This is a genomic window from Salinicola aestuarinus (assembly GCF_003206645.1).
Classification (GTDB): Bacteria; Pseudomonadota; Gammaproteobacteria; order Pseudomonadales; family Halomonadaceae; genus Salinicola; species Salinicola aestuarinus.
On the sequence record NZ_PZJP01000008.1, the window covers coordinates 104,190 to 124,452 of the forward strand.

A 20,263-nucleotide genomic window follows, 5' to 3' on the forward strand; every position below is an offset into this window, starting at 1 on the left:
TACTCAATCGACGATCTCTTGAGTCGGCTTTGACGGCGCTGGGAAGTCGCTGCTATCCGAACTAAGATTAGGGGTCGCCGTAAAGACTGATTAGCGAGGTCGAAGCGTTATGACGCTCACCCATCTCAACGCCCGCGGTGAAGCCCACATGGTCGACGTTGCTGATAAGCAGGAGACGCGACGTGAGGCCACGGCATCCGGGCGAATTCACATGCTGCCGCAGACGCTGGCGCTTCTCGTCGAGGGGGGGCTGCCCAAGGGGGACGTACTGGCGACGGCGCGCATTGCCGGCATTCAGGCGGCGAAGCGCACCCCCGAATTGATACCGCTGTGCCACGCACTGGCGCTTTCGAAGGTGACGGTCGATTTTGATCTCGACCACGACAACGCCTGTGTGAAGGTCAAGGCGACCTGCCGCTTGAACGGTCGAACCGGCGTCGAAATGGAAGCGCTCACTGCTGTCTCGGTGGCGTGCCTGACGCTTTACGACATGTGCAAGGCGGTCGACAAGGGGATGACGATCGACGCGATACAGCTCGAGGAGAAAAGTGGCGGCCGCTCCGGCGATTTCTCTCGAGCCAGCGAGCGTGCGGCGTTACCGACAGAGTCACCGGCAGTGTCCGATGAGTCGGGGGTCAGCGACGCAACGGTGACCGCATCAAAAGCGGGTGACGTGCCGTCGGTGCGTGTCCGATTTCTTGCCGAGCTGCGTGAGCGGGTGGGGCAGGAAAGCCTGACAGTGCCGGTGGCGTCGCTGGCCAATGCCGACATACTGAGCGTCAAGCGAGCGCTACGTGAACGTGATGATCGTTACGCCGCGCTGGACGAGCCGCGTATCCTGATGGCACACAACCAGACGCTGGCAAGCGACGCCACGCGCGTCGAAGCCGGCGACGAGGTGGCTTTCTTTCCGCCGGTGACGGGCGGGTAATCACTGCCATGCTGACGACGGTGTGGCCTGCCGAGGGCGGGCAACGTCCTGTCTCGGCGTGACAGGCGCGGGAACCGTCAACCGCTTGCCGTCCAGAACCGATTGGACGCCGGATGACTCAATGAGGAGAGAGGCTTGACTTGGGAAGTACGGGTGCAGGAACCGGCGTTCGACGTCGGTATCGAGCAGGCTCGCTGGTTCGGAACGCGTCATGACGTCGGTGCCATCGTCAGCTTTACCGGCTTGGTGCGCGACTTCAACGAGCGTCCGGATGTCGAAGCGCTCACTCTCGAGCACTTTCCCGGCATGACGGAAAAGGCGCTTGCCGACATCGCCCGTCAGGCAAGCGAGCGATGGCAGCTAGAGGGCATTGGCATCATCCACCGGGTCGGACGATTGCTGCCGGGTGATGTCATCGTGCTGGTGAGCGTTGCCAGTGCGCACCGTCGAGACGCCTTCGAAGCCTGTGACTTCGTCATGGATTATCTCAAGACTCGGGCCCCATTCTGGAAGAAGGAACATACCGCCAGCGGGGATTACTGGGTCTCTGAACGACAAAGCGATCGAGACGATGCCGATCGCTGGGAGCAACAATGACAGCTTTAGTCGACAATTTTTCTCGCCAGGTACGCTACGTGCGCATTTCGGTCACTGATCGATGCGATTTTCGTTGTGTCTACTGTATGAGCGAGGAGATGACGTTCCTGCCGCGGGCACAGATCCTCACACTCGAGGAGTTGCAGCAGGTAGCCCGCGCCTTTACTGAGCTCGGGGTCGAGAAGATCCGTCTGACGGGAGGCGAGCCGCTGGTTCGACAGGGTATTGGTGACCTCGTCACCGGCATGGGCCAGCTGCCGGGACTCAAGGATTTCGCCATGACCACCAATGGCGCGAGTCTGCCCAAGCATGCAGAGACGCTGAAGCGTGGCGGACTGTCGCGATTGAACATCAGTCTGGATTCGCTGAATCCGGAGCGATTTCGGCAGTTGACGCGAACCGGGGATCTGGCAAAGGTGATCGACGGTATTCACGCCGCCCAGGACGCCGGCTTCGAGCGGATCAAGCTCAACGCGGTCATCCTGAAAGGTCGCAATGACGATGAGGTGCTTGATCTCGTGGATTTTGCCCGCGATGAGTCTCTCGACATCAGCTTCATCGAGGAGATGCCGCTTGGCGACGTGTCGGACCACTCCCGAGGGGAAACTTTCTATTCCAGCGATGACGTGCAGTCGTACATCGAGTCACGCTATTCGCTCATTCCCTCAGCGGAATCGACCCTTGGGCCTTCACGCTACTTCCGCATGGCGGACAGCAACAGTCGCATCGGATTCATTTCGCCCCATAGTCACAATTTCTGCAGTACCTGTAATCGGGTGCGCGTCACGGTAGAAGGGCGTTTGCTGCTGTGTCTCGGCAATGAGCATTCAGTAGATCTTCGTCAGACACTCCGCCGCTATCCCGGGGAGATGAAGCCCTTGAAGGATCAGATTATCGGCGCGATGGACCTCAAGCCGGAACGGCACCACTTCACGACCGACGGTGATGTTCAGGTCGTCAGATTCATGAATATGACCGGCGGGTAGAGAAGTAATTCTGCTAAGCATTACTGGCTTTGATGGCAAAAAGGCACGCGATTAACGCGTGCCTTTTTTATTTCGATTCTTGCCAAATTGGCGTGCGGGCATATACTTTTAAACCATCATCTGCCGTCAAGCCGCTATCGGTATTCGCAAGGGAGGGGACGATGTCCACCGAATCATTGGAGCGGATCGCTCGTAATAAAAACGTCGCACGTGCAGCGGCTCGTCAGCTCAGTATGGAGCAGCTTCATAAGCTCTCCGAAGTCATCGGCGAAGTCATTGAGCAGAAACAACAGGAAGATCATCTGCGTCAGAAAGAAGAAGCCGACAAGCAACAGAAACTGGCGGAAATTCGTGACGCCATGAATACTGCCGGCCTCTCGATGGATGATCTCGTCGGGGAGCAACCGCGCAAGCGCCGTGGCCGACCACCGAAGAATGCCGCCAAGAACGGCTGACGATAGCCGCGCTCGTTGCTCAACCGCCCTTGTGGCGTGAGGCGCGCCGAAGAGTGCCTGCGGCCGAGGAGGATAGAGCCACTCGCAAAGCCCTCTTCATAGCCTCTCCTAAAGCCTCTCAAAAAGTTCCGCACTGGGACTCTTGGCTGACGGGAGTTGATGTCTATCTGGGTAATGAAAACGCGTGAGTCGACTGACTCGCGCGTTTTTTTGTGCGCCTGCAATCCCGCCGTTGGCTAGAAAGCGTCGTTAGCACGCACCTCGTACTCGGGTTGCGGGTCGACGGGCATCAACTGGAGGTGGACCTGTACGCGGCTGGACAGCCGCTCGTCGAGCCAATCGCAGAGCGGACGGAAGAGCTGTTGGCGCAGTTGTAAAAGTGTCTGGGCCGGGATCGCGTCGATGCGCTCATCAAGCCACTGTGCCAGCGCCTCGTCATCGAGATTCAGTTCGACGGCGCTATCCCAGATCAGCCGGCCGATGCGGGTCCAGCCGGTCTCCGTGGGTAGAATTGTCACCGCGATGGCCAGGGAGCGCGTATCCCGAGACGTTTCCGGTTTGGGCTTGTCGCCGGGGCGCTGGCGGCCGCGAAGCAGGACCGGGCGCAAGTGGTGCTGGGTCCTGGTGTGAAGCGTCTCGCCTTCCCAGGCGACGATCTCACCATTCTGGGCGAGCAGCGGGACGGAGATGCCCAGCGACTGCGCGAGATCCCGGTGCGCTTCCTGATGGGCTATCTCGCCATGAACCGGTAGCAGGGCCTTGGGGCGTAGCCAACCGTAGAGCATTCGTAGCTCATCCCGTCCAGGATGCCCCGAGGCGTGCAGGGAGGGGTTGGTGGTCTCATCGTGGACCACGACATCGAGTCGTTTGAAGCCGTTCTTCAAGCGTTCGATAGGGCGCTCGTTCCCAGGAATGGCACGCGCCGAGAAGATGACATTGTCTCCGGCTTCAAGGTCGAGCACTGGATGCCGGCCCTGAGCCATGCGGGATAGCGCCGAACGGGGCTCCCCCTGACTACCGGTCGCAATGATCAGCACTTCGTCGACGGGTAGGTACCCAATGTCGTGAGTCGGTACTCGCGGCGGGAAGTCCTCTAGATAGCCAAGCTGCATCGCGGTAGCCACCATCCGCTCCATCGAACGACCGAGCAGACCGACACGTCGGCCGCAGCGCTGCGCGATACGGCCGAGCACCTCGATTCGGGCAAGGTTGCTGGCGAAGCAGCTTACGACCACCCGGCCACTGCACGCGCGGATAGCCTCTTCGAGCGCTGCCGCGGCTTCGGATTCGCTGCGGGAGTGGCCCTCGACGTCCGCATTGGTCGAATCCGCCACTACCAGATCCACCGGGGCTAGCGCTTCGAAGGTCGATGCCTTCATCGGTGCGCCGATTAGCGGCGCCTCATCGAGCTTCCAGTCGCCGGTATGGAAAACGTTGCAGCTCGGCGTGACGATCGACAGCGCGCAGCTTTCGGGAATCGAGTGCGTGACCGACAGGAACGTCACACGGAATGCCCCGCAGGTAATCTCCGTGCCCCGAGCGATCGGGGTCAGGGCGTCGGTTTTCAATCCCTGCTCGAGGAACTTGGTACGCAGCATCTCGATCGCGAGTGGGGTGGCATAGATCGGGCAACCCCAGTGTGGCCAGATCCATGCCAGGGCGCCGATGTGATCCTCATGACCATGGGTGATGAAAACCGCTTCGGGAATCATCGACTCGGCAGCCAGATGCTCGACATCGGGGACCTGAAGCGGCTGGTCCGGTAGATCCTGACGGATCATCATGCCGCAGTCGACGGCGATCCAGCGGCCGTCGTAGCCGTAGAGCGAGAGGTTCATGCCGATTTCGCCACAGCCGCCGAGAGGGTGGAACAGCAGAGGAGGATGACTTCGGGGGCGGATCTGAGCGCGGGGAGAAAACATCGGCGTCCTTAGCGAGAAAAACTGGTTTCACTATAAGTCATGGCTCTTGGCGGGCTCAAACGCCCGTTCATTCGCTATCGCCGAGCATTCAATCCCCACAACGCCTCTTGCCTGGCGCGAGGTCTCAGCGACTGGTCGTGAATCGGATATAATGACGCTGTCGATACAACGACTGTCGCACTCGTCGACAGTCCAGGACTGGGTCCAGGTTTCTTCGTTCCTTCTTTCTCATCGTGAACATTTTGTAGTGTCTATGCCAACATCAGCCAACGTTTCGCAGACGGCAACGCCGTCGTCTTCCGCTATGCCTCCGTCGCCGGCTGACGCCTCGGCGGGGGCGGCGAAGCCTGCCCCGCATCACTATCGTCTCATCGTATCCTGCCCGGATCGCGTGGGAATCGTCTCGAGGGTCTCGAGTTTCATCGCTGACCAGGGCGGCTCCATCGTCGAGGCGAATCAGCATTCGGATCTCGATGCCGGTCGCTTTTTCATGCGTTACGACATCCAGTCCAATGCACTGACTGCCGACGACTTTCGCGCTGCCTTCGAGGTGATTGCAGGAGAGTTCGACATGGACTGGCGCTTGAGCGAGCCGGCCCGGCCCCAGCGACTCGTGATCATGGTGTCCCGACAGTCCCACTGTCTGGTCGACCTGCTCTATCGCTGGTCGTCGGGAGAGCTCGACTGCGAGATCCCCTGCGTGATCTCCAACCATGACGAGCTGCGCGCTATGGTCGAATGGTACGGCATCCCTTTTCATCACGTGCCCGTCGATCCAGCGGATAAAGCCCCGGCCTTCGCTGAGGTCGAGCGTCTAATCGAAGCCGAGAACGTCGACAGCATCGTGCTGGCGCGCTACATGCAGATTCTTCCGCCGGCGCTTTGCCAGCGGTATGCGGGGCGGGTCATCAACATCCATCACAGCTTTCTGCCGTCATTCGTCGGGGCAAAACCGTATCACCAGGCGTTCGAGCGTGGGGTCAAGCTAATCGGTGCGACCTGCCACTACGTGACGGAAGAGCTCGATGCCGGCCCGATCATCGAGCAGGACATCCAGCGCGTGTCGCACTGCCATGCGCCGCAGGATCTGGTGAGACTGGGCAAGGATGTCGAAAAATCGGTGCTCGCCCGCGGGCTTCGCTGGCATCTGCAGGACCGGGTGCTGATTCACGGTAACAAGACCGTCGTCTTCTCCTGACCCGATGCGTCTGATTGGCCGGGCGGGTTCGACGTGGCCGCCCGGCTCTCCGGGCATTGCGTTCGGTGGCATGCAGGCAGTAACGACAAGGCGGGAAGGGGTGTCGAGGCAGGTATGGGGCGGATGGTGATTCGCTCAGTCGGGGGCGTCGACCGCATCGAAGAGGCCGAGCTGGCGCTGTTCGAGCGCCGGCGCGAGGCGAACTCCGACGCCCAGCAGGCGAACAGGGCGAGCGCCGCGTTGCCACGCGCTCTCCAGTAGCTCGTGAAAGCGGGCATCGATGACGCCGCGGGCGCTGGTTTCCTGCGTGGTGCTGGTGAAATCGTTGAACTTCACCTTGACGAACTGTTTGGCAATCCCTGGATCACCGTGCTTGGCCAGTCTTTCGTGCAGCCGAGCGATGAGCGGCTGCAGCGCCTGCTGACACTGGGCAAGATCGCCAAGATCTTGATCGTAGGTGTTCTCGACGCTCACCGACTTGCGCTCGCGCGTGACGTTGACCGGTCTGTCATCGATGCCATGGGCGAGTTCATGCAGGCGGCGCCCGAACTTGCCGTACTGATCCAGCAGCCGTTCGAGCGGCTCGGCGCGAAGATCGGCGCAGGTCGAGATTCCCTGGTTCTCCAGCTTGCTCGCCGTGGCGGGACCGACACCATGGAGCTTTTTCACCGATAGGTCGGTAATGAAGCGCTCGGTTTCCTCCGGCGTTATGACGAACAGGCCATCCGGTTTGTCCCAGTCGCTGGCGATCTTCGCCAGAAACTTGTTCGGGGCAACCCCGACCGATACCACGATACCCGTGCGGGCAAGAACGGCCTGTTTCAGCCAACGCGCCATCCACGTCGCGCTGCCATGGAACTGCTCTACCTCGGTCACGTCGAGATACGCCTCGTCCAACGAAAGCGGTTCGACCAGGGGCGTGAGTTCGTGGAAGGTCGCCAGCACCTGCTGCGACACCTGGCGATACTTGTTGAAATCGGGGGAAAGCACCTTGAGGTCGGGACAGAGCCGCACAGCCCGTGCCGTCGGCATGGCCGAATGGATACCGTAGGCACGGGCCGGATAGTTGCAGGTCGCGACCACGCCCCGGCGCTCGGCGCTGCCGCCGATCGCCAGCGGGACGTGTGTCAGCGAGGGATCATCGCGCATCTCCACGGCGGCGTAGAAGCAGTCGCAGTCGGCGTGGAGAATCTTGCGCATCGTCGCGTCGACGCTTACTGCAAACCCGAGCTGCCGCCGCGGATGACGCCGACGCCAAGACCCTCGATTTCAAGGTGCTCGTTCTTGAGATCGATTTCGATTGGCGCGAAATCCGCATTCTCCGCCACTAGCGTGACCCGACTACCCTGTCGCTGGAACCGTTTCACGGTGACGTCGTCTTCGATGCGCGCCACCACGATCTGGCCATCACGCACTGTCTGGGTCCGATGCACGGCGAGCAGGTCGCCATCCAGAATACCAACATCCTTCATCGAGAGGCCGCGAACTCGCAGCAGGTAATCAGCCTTCGGTGTGAAGTAGTCCGCTGGCATCGGGCAATAGCGATCAATGTGCTCGGCGGCCAGAATCGGACTTCCGGCCGCCACGTTACCAATGATCGGGAGTCCTGATTCCTCTGATTGCGTCTCGCTGGCGGTGTCGAAATCCGTCTCGCTCGCAGGTAGACGAATGCCCCGCGACGTACCCGGGATCATACGAATCACGCCTTTGCGATCCAGCGCCCGCAAGTGCTCTTCCGCTGCATTGGGTGAGCGGAAACCGAGTGCGCGAGCGATCTCGGCACGGGTCGGTGGATAGCCGAACTCTGCCATCGTCTTGACGATGAAATCGTAGACCGTTTGCTGTCTGGCGGTGAGCGGTCGCGACATTGGCGTCTCCCGGGGCCCGAGCCGCCTTGGCGACGACTGCGAGCGTGTTTATGTATACAGCCTGGGATTGTATCCAGTCATTGCGCTATTGGAAAGTCGTCGTCCGTCGGCAACGCCACGTAAGTTGGGGTTCTCCAAGACTTAGGCGCAATTGTCGAAGACCCGCAAGGGTGCTTAAAATCGCTGGCGTTTGAAACGGGCGTTTTCATTCGAAGACGCGTTGCCAGCCCAGAGGACGTCATGGCGCAATCCGATACGGTCAGCCGAATTCTCGATACCGCCGAGGTGCTCTTCGCGGAGAAGGGCTTTGCCGAAACCTCGCTGCGAAGCATCACGACCCGCGCCAAGGTCAACCTGGCGGCGGTCAATTACCACTTCGGGTCCAAGAAGGCGCTGATACAGGCGGTTTTCGCGCGTTACCTGGACCCCTTTGCCGAGCGACTCCATGCGGCGCTCGACGCGCTGGAGACGCGCTACGTCAGTGCGGCGATTCCGCTGGATGCGCTGCTCGAGACGCTGGCGCGCAGCGTGTTGGAAGTCCCCGCCGAGCGCCATAGCCTGCAGATCTTCATGAAGCTTCTGGGCCTGGCCTATAGCCAGGCACAGGGGCATCTGCGGCGCTACCTACAGGCTGAGTACGGAGAGACATTCGAACGCTTCGTGGCGTGTCTGCGCATCGCCACGCCCGAGTTACCCGATGCCGAGCGGTTCTGGCGCCTGCATTTCATGCTCGGCACCGTGATCTTCACCCTCTCCGGACTGGATGCGCTTCGCGATATCGCCGATCACGAGTATCAACAGCACATGTCGGTGCGCGAGTTGATCAATCACCTGAGACCCGTTGTCGTCGCCGGGATGCGTGCGCCACTGCCCGATGTCGATGGCGTGCAAGCGCTGGCCTGAACGCAGTGAGGGCAACGCAAACTGGCGTTCCGATGGACGGGTGCTGTCATGACTCCCGAGCGTCGTCTAGAATCGGGCGCTTCACGGTTTCAGGTAACGGCTAATGACTCAACCTCTCGGTCCGGTGATGCTGGACGTACAAGGCATCAGGCTACGGGAAGACGAGCGAAAGCTGATCGCGCGGCCGGAAGTCGGTGGCGTCATACTGTTCGCCAGGAACACCCCGGACGTTGCGACAACGCAAGCGCTGACTGCCGACATTCGAGCCTGCCGTCCGGACATCCTGATCGCCGTCGATCAGGAGGGTGGCAGGGTTCAGCGACTCCAGCAGGGGGTGACCCGTATCCCCGCGATGGCGGCATTCGGTCATCAGTACGCCGCCGATCCCGAGGGCGCCTTGCTGCTCGCTCAGGACACGGGGTGGCTGATGGGCATGGAACTCGCCGCCTGCGGTTTCGATCTTACCTTCGCGCCGGTGCTCGATCTCGACGACGATCAGTCTCCAGCGATCGGCACGCGCAGTTTCTCCACGGATCCGGAGGTGGTCGCCCGACTTGGCGCAGCCTTCATCGAGGGTCTTCATGAGGCCGGTATGGTCGCCGTGGGCAAGCATTTCCCCGGGCATGGCGGTGCGCGCCAGGATTCCCATCACGCCGTCGCTGAGGATGCCCGCTCGCTGGACGCGCTGCGCAAGCGCGATCTGGTGCCATTCACGCGACTGGCTGGCAAGCTCGACGGCGTGATGCCCGCCCACGTGATCTATCGTGCCTTCGACGATCGGCCCGCCGGTTTCTCGCCCAGCTGGCTGGGGCTGCTGCGCGAAGAGCTGGGCTTCAAGGGGGCGATCTTCTCGGACGACCTGACCATGGCCGCTGCGCATGCGGCCGGCTCGCCCGCCGAGCGGGCGCGCGCTGCCTGGGCGGCCGGCTGCGACATGGCAGTCATCTGCAACGCGCCGGAGGACGCTCGCCAGGTCGTCGATGCCTGCCAGGGGGAGGGCTCGACCCGACTCGGCAAGCTGCGTTACGCCCGGGCGCGGCCAAGCCTTGCATCGCTGGCCGCGATCTCGCGCTGGCGTCGTACCCATTCCCGGCTGGAGGCGCTCAACGAGGCCGCGGCTACCCCCAGCGGCTCTCTCGGCGCCCAGTAGGCCAAGACCGACAGTCCCACCGACCGTGACGGCGCGGCCTAGGCGCCGTCACTCTCAGCAACGATACGGAAGACGATGACTCAATCTTTACCGACCGACGCCCTCGCTTCGATGCAGGATGTCATGGACAACGCCGACTGCCTCATCGATCAGGCACAAGTGGAAACCGCGCTGGATCGCATGGCCGATGAAATCACTCGCGATCTGGGCGACAAGCTGCCGGTCTTCTACTGCGTGATGAACGGGGGGCTGATCACCACCGGCCATCTTCTGACCCGACTCGGGTTTCCGCTTGAGGTGGACTATCTGCATGCCACGCGGTATCGCGGTGGCACGCGGGGTGGCGAGCTTTTCTGGCGAGTGTCGCCGGAAATTCCGATGTCCGGCCGTCACGTGGTCATTGTCGATGACATCCTCGACGAAGGCGCAACGCTAGCGGCAATTCTCGACTATTGCCGACAGGCAGGCGCTGCCAGCATCACCACTGCCGTGCTGGTCGACAAACAGCACGATCGCAAGGCAGCCCCCGACCTGAAGGCGGACTACTGCGGCCTGGAAGTGGTCGACCGCTACGTTTTCGGTTTCGGCATGGACTACAAGGGTTACTGGCGTAACGCGCCCGGAATCTTCGCCCCCAAGGATCTCTAGGACCGCCTGACGCTTGTGCGTCAATTCAGGGTCCCTGCCTTCCCTATTCAGCCCGCCTAGCGCGGGCTGAAGCGTCTCTGCAGCCCACTCTCGTTGATCATGCGCGTCGAGATCTCCTCGATGGAGAAACGCGTGGTATCGATGAACTGAATATGGTGCCTGCGGTAGAGCGCCTCGGCCTGCGCCAGCTCCTGCATGCACTGGTCCATCGAGCAGTACCGGCTGTTGGGTCGGCGCTCGGTGCGAATCGCGGCTAGACGCCGCGCGTCGATCGTCAGCCCGAACAGCTTGTGCCGGTGCTTGGCCAGCGACGCCGGCAGCGTCAGCGTGCCGTCCTCGTCGAGATCATCTTCCGTGAGCGGATAGTTGGCGGCGCGGATGCCGAACTGCAGAGCGAGATAGAGAGAGGTGGGGGTCTTCCCGCAGCGCGAGACGCCGATCAGGATGATATCGGCCTCTTCGTACTGATAGGTGCGAGCGCCATCGTCATTGTCGAGCGCAAAGTTGACCGCTTCGATTCGATGCATGTAGACATCGTCCTGGCCAATCGCGTGCGTGCGCCCCACGGTGTAGGTGGAGTCGGTCGCGAGCTCCTCTTCGAGGGGAGCGAGAAACGTCGAGAAGATATCGACCATGAACGCCGGTGCCTCGGCGACCACCCGCCGCACGGCCTGGTCGACGATGGTATCGATGACGATGGGGCGGACACCGTCTCGCGCCGCCGTGGTCTCTATCAGCGTGACCAGAGCATTCGCTTTCTCCAGGGTATCCACGTAGGGCTTGGTGACATGGGTGAACTCCATGTTCTCGAACTGCGACAGCAGGCTTCTGCCCAGGGTCTCGGCGGTAATGCCGGTGCCGTCGGAGATGAAAAAGGCGGTACGAGTCATCGGCTTGTGTCCAGTCGTGGGGGAGTCATTGTCGACCCGAGTTCGTCCCGCAATCAACTCATCGCCAGCCGACTACATAAAGCGGCGTAAAGCGGGATTTCTTGTAGAAATACTCCAAACCCTACGCCTTTAAAGCGCTAGCGGTCCCCGAGGGCGACTGATAGGTTCTGGCGTCATTGCGGTGCAGTGCCTGCGCCATCGTGTGTCGCGAGAATCGATCAGGAGAAAGCCTTGGACCCGTTCATCATCACTTTCGAAAAGCTGGGTATGGGGGACGTCGAGCACGTCGGCGGCAAGAATGCCTCGCTCGGCGAGATGATCTCCAACCTGGCGGACGCCGGGGTCACGGTGCCGGGGGGATTCGCCACCACGGCGCACGCCTATCGAGAGTTTCTCGCCTTTGAGGGCCTCAACGATCGTATCAATGCCGAGCTCGCCCGACTCGACGTGGACGACACCGAAGCGCTGGCGGAAGTCGGCGCCCGGATTCGTCAGTGGGTGATCGAGACACCGCTGCCGCCTGCTTTCGAGCAATCACTGGCGGACGCCTACCAGGCGCTGCAGGCCAAGCATCCCAACCTCAAGGTGGCGGTGCGCTCATCGGCGACGGCGGAAGATCTGCCGGACGCTTCCTTTGCCGGCCAGCAGGAGACCTTTCTCAATATCGACGGCTTCGACAACGTTAAACGTGCGGTACACGAAGTCTTTGCCTCGCTGTTCAACGATCGCGCCATCTCCTATCGCGTACACCGCGGCTACGCCCACGAGAACGTTGCGCTCTCCGCCGGGGTGCAGAAGATGGTGCGCTCGGAAACCGCTGCGAGCGGTGTCATGTTCACGCTGGACACCGAATCCGGCTACCGGGACGCCGTCTTCGTGACTGGCGCCTGGGGGCTGGGTGAAACCGTCGTGCAGGGCGCAGTCAATCCGGATGAGTTCTACGTGCACAAGCCGACGCTGGCAGCCGGCAAGCCTGCGGTACTGCGGCGGACGCTGGGCTCCAAGCGCATCAAGATGATTTATACCGGCGACGCGGCCGCCGGTCGCTCCGTGCAGACGGTGGACGTCGGAATCCAGGATCGCCAGCGCTTTTGCCTCAGCGACGAGGAGGTGATGGTGCTGGCGCGCCAGGCGGTCACCATCGAGCAGCATTACGGCCGACCGATGGACATCGAGTGGGCGCGTGACGGCGACGATGGCAAGCTCTACATCGTTCAGGCACGCCCCGAGACGGTGGTGTCGAACCAGGAGGCGGGCACGCTCGAGCGCTTCACGCTGAAAGAGAAGAGCCGGGTGCTGGTCGACGGTCGCGCCATCGGTCAGCGGATTGGCCAGGGGCGGGTGAAGCTGGTCGAGACGCCGGAGCAGATGCACAAGGTGCAGTCCGGTGATGTGCTGGTCACTGATATGACCGATCCCGACTGGGAGCCGATCATGAAGCGGGCCTCGGCGATCGTTACCAATCGCGGTGGACGGACCTGCCACGCGGCGATCATCGCCCGCGAACTGGGGATTCCTGCAGTCGTGGGCTGCGGCGACGCGACCGAGCGCCTCGCCGACGATCAGGAAGTGACGGTCTCCTGCGCCGAAGGGGATACCGGTCACGTCTACAGCGGCAAGCTCGACTTCGAGTGTCGCTCCACCAGCGTCGACGGCATGCCGGAAATTCCGTTCAAAATCATGCTCAACGTCGGCAATCCTGACCGCGCGTTCGCCTTCTCGGGATTGCCCAACGAGGGGGTCGGGCTCGCGCGACTGGAGTTCATCATCAATCGCATGATCGGCGTGCATCCTCGGGCGCTCATGGACTACGACAAACTGTCGCCCGATCTCCAGCAGACCATCGATCTACGCACCGCTGGCTACGCCGATCCTGTCAGTTTTTACGTCGATCGCCTGGTGGAGGGGATCTCGACGCTGGCGGCCGCGTTCTATCCTAAGCGGGTCATCGTTCGGCTCTCCGACTTCAAGTCCAACGAGTACGAAAACCTGATCGGCGGCAAGGCCTATGAGCCGGGCGAAGAGAACCCGATGCTCGGCTTTCGCGGGGCGTCACGCTATATCTCCGAAGATTTCCGCCCCTGTTTCGAGCTGGAATGCCGCGCGCTCAAGCGTGTGCGGGACGAGATGGGGCTGGATAATGTCGAGATCATGGTGCCGTTCGTGCGCACCCCGGCCGAGGGCAAGGCGGTGGTCGAGCTGCTAGCGGCCAACGGCCTCAAGCGGGGCGACCGGGGCCTCAAGGTCATCATGATGTGCGAGCTGCCGGCTAACGCGCTGCTCGCCGACGAATTTCTGGCGCATTTCGACGGCTTCTCCATCGGTTCCAACGACCTGACTCAGCTCACGCTGGGGCTCGATCGGGACTCCGGCATCATCGCCCATCTGTTCGACGAACGGGACCCGGCGGTGAAGAAGCTGCTCTCTATGGCGATTCAGGCCTGCAAGGCGCAGGGTAAGTACGTCGGTATCTGCGGACAGGGACCCTCGGATCATCCGGAGCTCGCCAAGTGGCTGATGGAGCAGGGCATCGACTCGGTCTCGCTCAACCCGGATGCGGTGCTCGAGACCTGGTTCATGCTGGCGGGTGAAACGCTCGCCTGATCCGGCCCACACCCCCTCGGGATCCATCAAACGGACGCCGGCGCGACACTTGTCGTGCCGGCGTCAGCGTCTCCAGCCGCGCTTCACCTTCGCCTGGCGGCACGAGGCGCGCCACGCCTGTCGAGTCGGCTAGGAGCGAAGCCAATTGCGTAGCTTGATCAGCAGGAGCTCACCGTCTGACATGGCGTGGCGTTCGGTGAGTATGGCCTGCAGGGCATCCGGGCGATCGGTAATGATGTTGTCGACGCCCATATCGATGTAGCGCGACATGTCGCGGGGCTGATTGACGGTCCATACCGCGACACCACGGCCGCCATCGTGAATCGTGCGGATGAGGCTCGGGTTTGCCTGATTGTGTCGCAGGCCGATGATGTCGGCGTCGGTGGTGCTGAGAGCCCCGGGCAGTATGAACTGAAGAAAGAGCGTGGTGCGCAAGGAGTCGTCGATCGATTTCACCACGCCGATGACCTCTGGCGAGAGCGACGCGATGACCGTCTGCTGGGTCATGTCCGCCGCCTCGAGCTCGGCGATGACCTGGCGCGCCAGGGCCTCGGTGTCACCCGGTTCCGGCTTGAGTTCGATGTAGAGGTCAATCCGGCCGGCCGCGCGATCGATCATCTGCTGCAGGGTCGGAATCCGCTCGCCGGCGAAGACGTCACCGAACCAGCTGCCGACATCGACCGTTGCGATCTCCGCGAGCGTCATCTCGCTGATCTTTCGATCGATACCCGTCACGCGACCCAGATTGTTGTCGTGGAAGACGACGACTTCACCATCCCCGCTCAGGCGAACATCGAGCTCCATCGCGTCAGCGCCATCCTCGATTGCCTGGTCCAGCGCTGCCAGCGTGTTCTCCGGCGCTTTGTAGGAGCTGCCGCGATGGGCGGTGATCCGAACGCTGTCATTGATCTCGAAGCCCTGGAGCACCCAGAACGCCTGTCCCACGGCGAAAACCAGCACGATTAGCTCCACACCCCAGACGATGAGTCCTGACCGCTGGGGCGCGGGCGGCGGAGTCACGATGGGGGCCTGACCGGTGGCGCGATGGTAGAGCGTCGTTACCATTAGGCTATTGGCCGAGATCCCGAGAAACGTCAGCGCGATGGTCGCGAGGATGTAGAGCGCAAGATAGGCGATCATCGCCGGGATCAGGATCTCGTTACGCTCTGGCATCGCCGCAAGCAGGGGGCCGCCGAGCGCATTGAAGATCAGCGTGAAGACGATCGGAATCGCGGTAATGATCAGCACGGTGGCGATGACCGTGAGTGCCATGCGCGTGCGCTGCCCGGCGGTGAGTAAGCGGCTACGCTGGAGCGCGGCGATCGGATTGAGGCCTTCGAGCATCATCGCCGGCAGAGCCAGAAACCAGCGAAAATAGAGGGCCGCGCTCGCTGTCGCCAGAATGGCTATCAGCGGAAGGGCGGCGGCCAGAAACTGCCACAGCGCTAGCGGTTTGACCCGCAGCAAGACGTAGGGCTCGATGCCGCCGATGATCCCTTGATAGAGATGCGCCAGACCAATCGCAAACGGCGTCGCGAGCAGCAAATGGCTGCCCACCTGAATGAAGGTCAGGATGGCGAGCGCGGGCAGCCGCTTTAGGACATGCCATAGCGCCCCCATCGCCACGCGGTAGCGCCCCCCCGCGCGACTCGAGACGACGAGCATCATTCCCGCTTGCTGCAGGAAGATCACCAGGAAACTCAGGCCAATCGCTGTTAGCAGCCACACTAGGCCCCAGGCCGACAAGGCGACATCGGCGATCTGGCCGTTGCTGAGAACGGGGCGCCCAATACGGTGTAGCAGCCCCGACAGAGTCCCCGCCGAAAGGGGCACCCAGAGGGCCGTGGCCAGCAGTGTAAAGAACAGATGAAAAGTGATCAGCGAGCGAAGATGGGCACGAATCTGACGCGCGATATCCTGCATCAGCGGTCTGGGGGCGAGCATGGAGTGTTGCCGATCTCCTTACGAGGCGTAAAGGTGACCGCTGGGCGGCACGAGGGGACAGGTTGTCTTCAAACCGTCATCTTCGCAAGGCGCCGCCGGCCGCCTAACGCGGGCCTCGATGGGAGATGAAGCCACGGGCCGCGCGCGGCGGCCCGAAAGCGGGTGATGGCAGCGCGCCGGCTGGGCGTCAGAACTGCCAGCCGACCGAGGCGGTGACCGCATCGACCTGATAGTCGCTATCGAAATCGTAGCGCTCGTACTCCGCGCGAACCAGAACGGGTGCGAGATCGAGCTGCGCGCCGAGTCCATAGACAGGATCGATGCCATGGTCGTCGTGGAGTGTACTGCCCTGCAGCTGGCCGCTGGCATCGGTGTCCCAGCGCGCCATGCCGGCCTTGGCGAACAGATCGAGCCACGGCATGACCGGCAGCTTGCCGACCAGACTAAGGCCGAAGGCACGGCTATCAATGTCACCGTTACCACTGTCGCTTTTCAGATCGACGCGACCGAGGTCGCTATAAAAAGCCTCTGTCGCGAAAAACCGGTTGTATTCGTAGCCGACGAACGCCTTGTAGACGTTGTCGTCATCATCGAGGTGGAAATCGTCCCCACTGGACTCGATGAAGTCGCCGACCTCGCCATCGCTGTTGCGCAGCGAACTGGCACCGGCGCCGACACCGACGTAGAGGCCGTCGGCGTTGGCGGCCTGTGCCGCCGGCACCGCGAGGACAGTGGAGGCGAAAGCGGCGGAGAGCAGGGAGGGCAGAAGCCAGCGCGTGGTGTTTTGCATGACGTTTTCCTGAAGTATCGTCGGCGCGACGCGAAAGGACCGTCGAGGTATCGCCGACCGATCGAGTGAACAGTGTTCGAAGACTTGCCGGACTGTAAAATTTGACGCGAGCGGGCGCAAGCCCGGTCCCCGTGATTGTCGTCGTCGAGAGAGTGTAGAGCGAGAGTCGATGATTCGCCGCTTCCACCATGCACGCATCAGCCTGTGGCAACCATGCCGGTGACGGTCGTGATCATGCCACGCCTCGCCAGGTGGGGGGCCGGTGTGGCTGCGGCGGCGAAAACCGCGTGCCACCATTACGCCACTGATAAGGCCGCCGCCATCACAGCCGGACATAAAAAAACGCCCCGCGATCNNTCGCGGGGCGTTTCGGTAGCCTCTTCGAGAAGCTGCGAGCATCGGAAGAGTCGTGTCAGGCTTCCTGGGCGACCGGGATGACGGTAGCAGCCGCTCTCTGGAAGTCTTCGATCTCATGGAAGTTCAGATAGCGGTAGATCTCACCCGCCATGGCATTGAACTCACCCATGGTCGCTTTGTACTCCTCGACCGTCGGCAGTCGGCCCTCGACGGCGGCAATCGCCGCGAGTTCTGCCGATGCCAGATAGACATCGGCGCCGTCGCCCAGACGGTTGGGAAAGTTGCGCGTGGAAGTGGAGACAACGGTGGACTTCGGTGCGACTCGTGCCTGGTTACCCATGCAGAGTGAGCAGCCCGGCATCTCCATACGCGCGCCGGCTCGCCCGTAAATCCCGTAGTAACCCTCTTCCGTGAGCTGATGTTGATCCATCTTGGTTGGCGGGGCAAGCCAAAGCCGCGTCTTCAGGCTGCCGGCAGGCTGCTTCTCGAGCAGTTTGCCGGCCGCGCGGAAGTGTCCGATGTTGGTCATGCACGAGCCGATGAAGACTTCATCGATTTTCTCGCCCGCGACGTCTGAGAGCAGACGGGCGTCATCGGGGTCGTTGGGCGCACAGAGCACCGGCTGGTCGATGGTGTTCAGGTCGATCTCGATGACCGCGGCATACTCGGCATCGCTGTCGGCACGCATCAGGCTCGGATCGTCGAGCCACGCCTGCATGGCTTCGATACGGCGCTCGAGCGTGCGCGCATCGCCGTAGCCGGCGCTGATCATCCACTTGAGCAGCGTGACGTTGGACTGCAGATACTCTTTGACGCGTTCGTCACCCAGGGTAATCGTACAGCCGGCAGCGCTGCGCTCGGCAGAGGCGTCCGAAAGCTCGAATGCTTGCTCGGCCGTCAGATCCTCGAGGCCTTCGATCTCCAGAATGCGACCGGAGAAAACGTTCTTCTTGCCGGACTTGGCGACCGTCAGATGGCCCTGCTGAATGGCCTGGTAGGGAATGGCGTGAACCAGATCGCGCAGCGTAATGCCCGGCTGCCGTTCACCCTTGAAGCGCACCAGCACCGATTCGGGCATGTCCAGCGGCATCACGCCGGTCGCCGCGGCGAACGCCACAAGACCCGAGCCTGCCGGGAACGAGATGCCCATCGGGAAGCGGGTGTGCGAGTCACCGCCGGTGCCGACCGTATCCGGCAGCAGCATGCGGTTGAGCCAGGAGTGGATGATGCCGTCACCCGGGCGCAACGAGACGCCGCCGCGGTTCTGAATGAAGTCCGGCAGCGTGTGGTGAGTCTCGACGTCAACCGGCTTCGGGTAGGCGGAGGTGTGGCAGAAGGACTGCATGACCAGATCGGCCTGGAAACCGAGGCAGGCAAGATCCTTCAGCTCGTCGCGAGTCATCGGTCCGGTGGTGTCCTGAGAACCGACGGTGGTCATGCGCGGCTCGCAGTACATGCCGGGGCGGACGCCCTCCAGGCCACAGGCCTTGCCGACCATCTTCTGCGCCAGCGTAAAGCCCTTGCCGGTGTCGACCGGTTGCTCCGGCTTGCGAAAGACGTCGGAGTCGGGCAGGCCGAGGGCTTCCCGCGCCTTCTCGGTCAGGCCGCGACCGATGATCAGCGGAATCCGGCCGCCGGCACGGACCTCATCCAGAATGACCTGAGTCTTCAGGGAGAAGGTCGAGATGACCTCGTCGCTATCGTGACGCGTGACTTTGCCTTCGTAGGGGAAGACGTCGATGACATCGCCCATTTCGAGCTGCTCGACGTCCATCTCGATCGGCAGGGCACCGGCGTCTTCCATGGTGTTGAAGAAGATGGGCGCGATCTTGCCGCCGAAACAGAAACCGCCGGCGCGCTTGTTGGGCACGTGCGGGATGTCATCGCCGAAGAACCAGAGCACAGAGTTGGTGGCGGACTTGCGCGACGAGCCGGTACCCACCACATCACCGACATAGGCGACAGGGAACCCTTTGGCCTTGACCGCGTCGATCTGCTCCAGAGGGCCTTTGCTGCCCGGCGCCTCGGGTTCGATGCCGTCCCGCGGGTTCTTGAGCATGGCGTTGGCGTGCAGCGGAATATCGGGGCGCGACCAGGCATCCGGTGCCGGCGAAAGGTCGTCGGTATTGGTCTCGCCCGGTACCTTGAAAACGGCAATGCTGATCTTGTCGGCCAGCGCCGGTTTGGCGAGGAACCACTCGGCCTCGGCCCAGGATTCGAGCACGCGCTGTGCGACGGCGTTGCCTTGCTTGGCGCGGTCGGCGACGTCGTGGAAGGCGTCGAACATCAGCAGGGTATGCTTGAGCTGCTCGCCAACTTCTTCGGCAAGCTCGGCGTCGTCGAGCAGTGCGACCAGCGACACGATGTTGTAACCGCCCTGCATGGTCCCCAGCAGCTTCACGGCGTGGATCTTGTCGATCAGCGGCGATGTGGTCTCGCCGTTGGCGATGGCGGTCAAAAAGCCTGCCTTGACGTAGGCGGCTTCGTCGACCCCGGGCGGGACGCGATCGGTGATCAGTTCGAGCAGAAACGCTTCTTCGCCGGCAGGCGGCTGCTTGAGCAGCTCGACCAGTTGCGCGGTCATGTCGGCGGTCAGCGGTTTCGGCGGCACGCCATCGGCGGCGCGCTCCTCGACGTGTTGGCGGTAGGCTTCAAGCACGGTGGGGAACCCTCATCTAGTGTCAGGGCCTCGTTGCGACGTGTTCAGCGCCCTGTGACAGGCGATCCGATGGGCGACGCCGAGGCGCGCAGAAGTCTACGGCAAACTGTCGACAATGTTAAGAATGGGTGTGCTGGCCGGCATCTGGCGTGAGTGCGCGGGGCATCAACGGCGCAGTGAAGCGAGTAAGCGACATCGCGATGCGCCGGCGAAAGCGCGGTAACGTCGCGACCCTGGCAGCCGTCAGCGGAGGGTGCCCCGGTGGAGGCTATCGCATAGCCAAGGCTCGAACTCGTGACACGCCGGCGCTACCATGCGCGCTGGAATGTTCGATTCGCTTTCATTATCACGCGGCGGCGCC

16 protein-coding genes are annotated in these 20,263 nt (G+C 62.3%); 9 read left to right on the forward strand and 7 right to left on the reverse strand.

The window, feature by feature from the left end:
* Positions 1-109: 109 nt before the first annotated feature.
* The 4 genes from moaC (at position 110) to DOM41_RS12435 (ending at position 2,969) form a co-directional block, all read left to right on the forward strand.
* Positions 110-931 (forward strand): cyclic pyranopterin monophosphate synthase MoaC, encoded by an 822-nt coding sequence (gene moaC / locus DOM41_RS12420; protein ID WP_110687184.1) that lies wholly within the window; start codon positions 110-112, stop codon positions 929-931.
* A gap of 135 nt (positions 932-1,066) precedes the next feature.
* Positions 1,067-1,528 (forward strand): molybdopterin synthase catalytic subunit MoaE, encoded by a 462-nt coding sequence (gene moaE, locus DOM41_RS12425; RefSeq protein WP_110687185.1) that lies wholly within the window; start codon positions 1,067-1,069, stop codon positions 1,526-1,528.
* Positions 1,525-2,514 carry a GTP 3',8-cyclase MoaA gene (moaA, locus tag DOM41_RS12430; protein ID WP_110687186.1) on the forward strand — a complete coding sequence of 330 codons (990 nt, stop codon included), beginning with the start codon at positions 1,525-1,527 and terminating at the stop codon, positions 2,512-2,514. Before moaE ends, moaA begins: the two co-directional genes overlap by 4 nt.
* 161 nt (positions 2,515-2,675) lie before the next feature.
* Complete coding sequence (locus tag DOM41_RS12435; RefSeq protein WP_110687187.1) at positions 2,676-2,969, forward strand: H-NS family histone-like protein; 294 nt, start codon at positions 2,676-2,678, stop codon at positions 2,967-2,969.
* Positions 2,970-3,205: 236 nt separating this feature from the next.
* On the opposite strand, the gene DOM41_RS12440 is transcribed toward DOM41_RS12435, so the two are convergent.
* Positions 3,206-4,891 carry a ribonuclease J gene (locus DOM41_RS12440; protein WP_110687188.1) on the reverse strand — a complete coding sequence of 562 codons (1,686 nt, stop codon included), beginning with the start codon at positions 4,889-4,891 and terminating at the stop codon, positions 3,206-3,208.
* 304 nt (positions 4,892-5,195) lie between these two features.
* Between DOM41_RS12440 and purU the strand changes: the two genes are divergently transcribed.
* Complete coding sequence (gene purU, locus DOM41_RS12445) at positions 5,196-6,089, forward strand: formyltetrahydrofolate deformylase (protein WP_110687189.1); 894 nt, start codon at positions 5,196-5,198, stop codon at positions 6,087-6,089.
* A gap of 135 nt (positions 6,090-6,224) precedes the next feature.
* On the opposite strand, the gene dinB is transcribed toward purU, so the two are convergent.
* The gene (gene dinB / locus DOM41_RS12450) at positions 6,225-7,289 is read right to left on the reverse strand and encodes a DNA polymerase IV (protein WP_110687190.1); all 1,065 of its coding nucleotides are present in this window, start codon (positions 7,287-7,289) and stop codon (positions 6,225-6,227) included.
* A 14-nt stretch (positions 7,290-7,303) separates the two neighbouring features.
* The gene (lexA, locus tag DOM41_RS12455) at positions 7,304-7,957 is read right to left on the reverse strand and encodes a transcriptional repressor LexA (protein ID WP_110687191.1); all 654 of its coding nucleotides are present in this window, start codon (positions 7,955-7,957) and stop codon (positions 7,304-7,306) included.
* 240 nt (positions 7,958-8,197) lie between these two features.
* Here lexA and DOM41_RS12460 point away from each other — a divergent pair, with 240 nt between their 5' ends.
* The 3 genes from DOM41_RS12460 (at position 8,198) to DOM41_RS12470 (ending at position 10,658) form a co-directional block, all read left to right on the forward strand.
* The gene (locus tag DOM41_RS12460) at positions 8,198-8,860 is read left to right on the forward strand and encodes a TetR/AcrR family transcriptional regulator (RefSeq protein ID WP_110687192.1); all 663 of its coding nucleotides are present in this window, start codon (positions 8,198-8,200) and stop codon (positions 8,858-8,860) included.
* Positions 8,861-8,963: 103 nt separating this feature from the next.
* Positions 8,964-10,010: a beta-N-acetylhexosaminidase gene (gene nagZ, locus DOM41_RS12465; RefSeq protein ID WP_110687193.1), complete on the forward strand. Its 1,047-nt coding sequence runs from the start codon at positions 8,964-8,966 to the stop codon at positions 10,008-10,010.
* 75 nt (positions 10,011-10,085) lie between these two features.
* The gene (locus DOM41_RS12470) at positions 10,086-10,658 is read left to right on the forward strand and encodes a hypoxanthine-guanine phosphoribosyltransferase (protein WP_110687194.1); all 573 of its coding nucleotides are present in this window, start codon (positions 10,086-10,088) and stop codon (positions 10,656-10,658) included.
* Between the two features lie 56 nt (positions 10,659-10,714).
* Here the strand turns inward: DOM41_RS12470 and ppsR are convergent, their stop codons facing one another.
* The gene (ppsR, locus tag DOM41_RS12475; protein ID WP_110687195.1) at positions 10,715-11,548 is read right to left on the reverse strand and encodes a posphoenolpyruvate synthetase regulatory kinase/phosphorylase PpsR; all 834 of its coding nucleotides are present in this window, start codon (positions 11,546-11,548) and stop codon (positions 10,715-10,717) included.
* Positions 11,549-11,779: 231 nt separating this feature from the next.
* On the opposite strand from ppsR, the gene ppsA reads away from it, so the two are divergent.
* Positions 11,780-14,152 (forward strand): phosphoenolpyruvate synthase, encoded by a 2,373-nt coding sequence (ppsA, locus tag DOM41_RS12480; RefSeq protein ID WP_110687196.1) that lies wholly within the window; start codon positions 11,780-11,782, stop codon positions 14,150-14,152.
* A 129-nt stretch (positions 14,153-14,281) separates the two neighbouring features.
* Here ppsA and DOM41_RS12485 read toward each other — a convergent pair whose 3' ends face one another.
* The 3 genes from DOM41_RS12485 to acnB all read right to left on the reverse strand — a co-directional run bounded on the left by DOM41_RS12485 (position 14,282) and on the right by acnB (position 19,902).
* Complete coding sequence (locus tag DOM41_RS12485) at positions 14,282-16,096, reverse strand: glycerophosphodiester phosphodiesterase (protein ID WP_245391833.1); 1,815 nt, start codon at positions 16,094-16,096, stop codon at positions 14,282-14,284.
* A 187-nt stretch (positions 16,097-16,283) separates the two neighbouring features.
* On the reverse strand, positions 16,284-16,886 hold the full coding sequence (locus tag DOM41_RS12490) for an outer membrane beta-barrel protein (RefSeq protein ID WP_110687197.1): 603 nt from the start codon (positions 16,884-16,886) through the stop codon (positions 16,284-16,286).
* Between the two features lie 412 nt (positions 16,887-17,298).
* Positions 17,299-19,902 carry a bifunctional aconitate hydratase 2/2-methylisocitrate dehydratase gene (gene acnB, locus DOM41_RS12495; RefSeq protein ID WP_110687198.1) on the reverse strand — a complete coding sequence of 868 codons (2,604 nt, stop codon included), beginning with the start codon at positions 19,900-19,902 and terminating at the stop codon, positions 17,299-17,301.
* Positions 19,903-20,263: the final 361 nt, after the last annotated feature.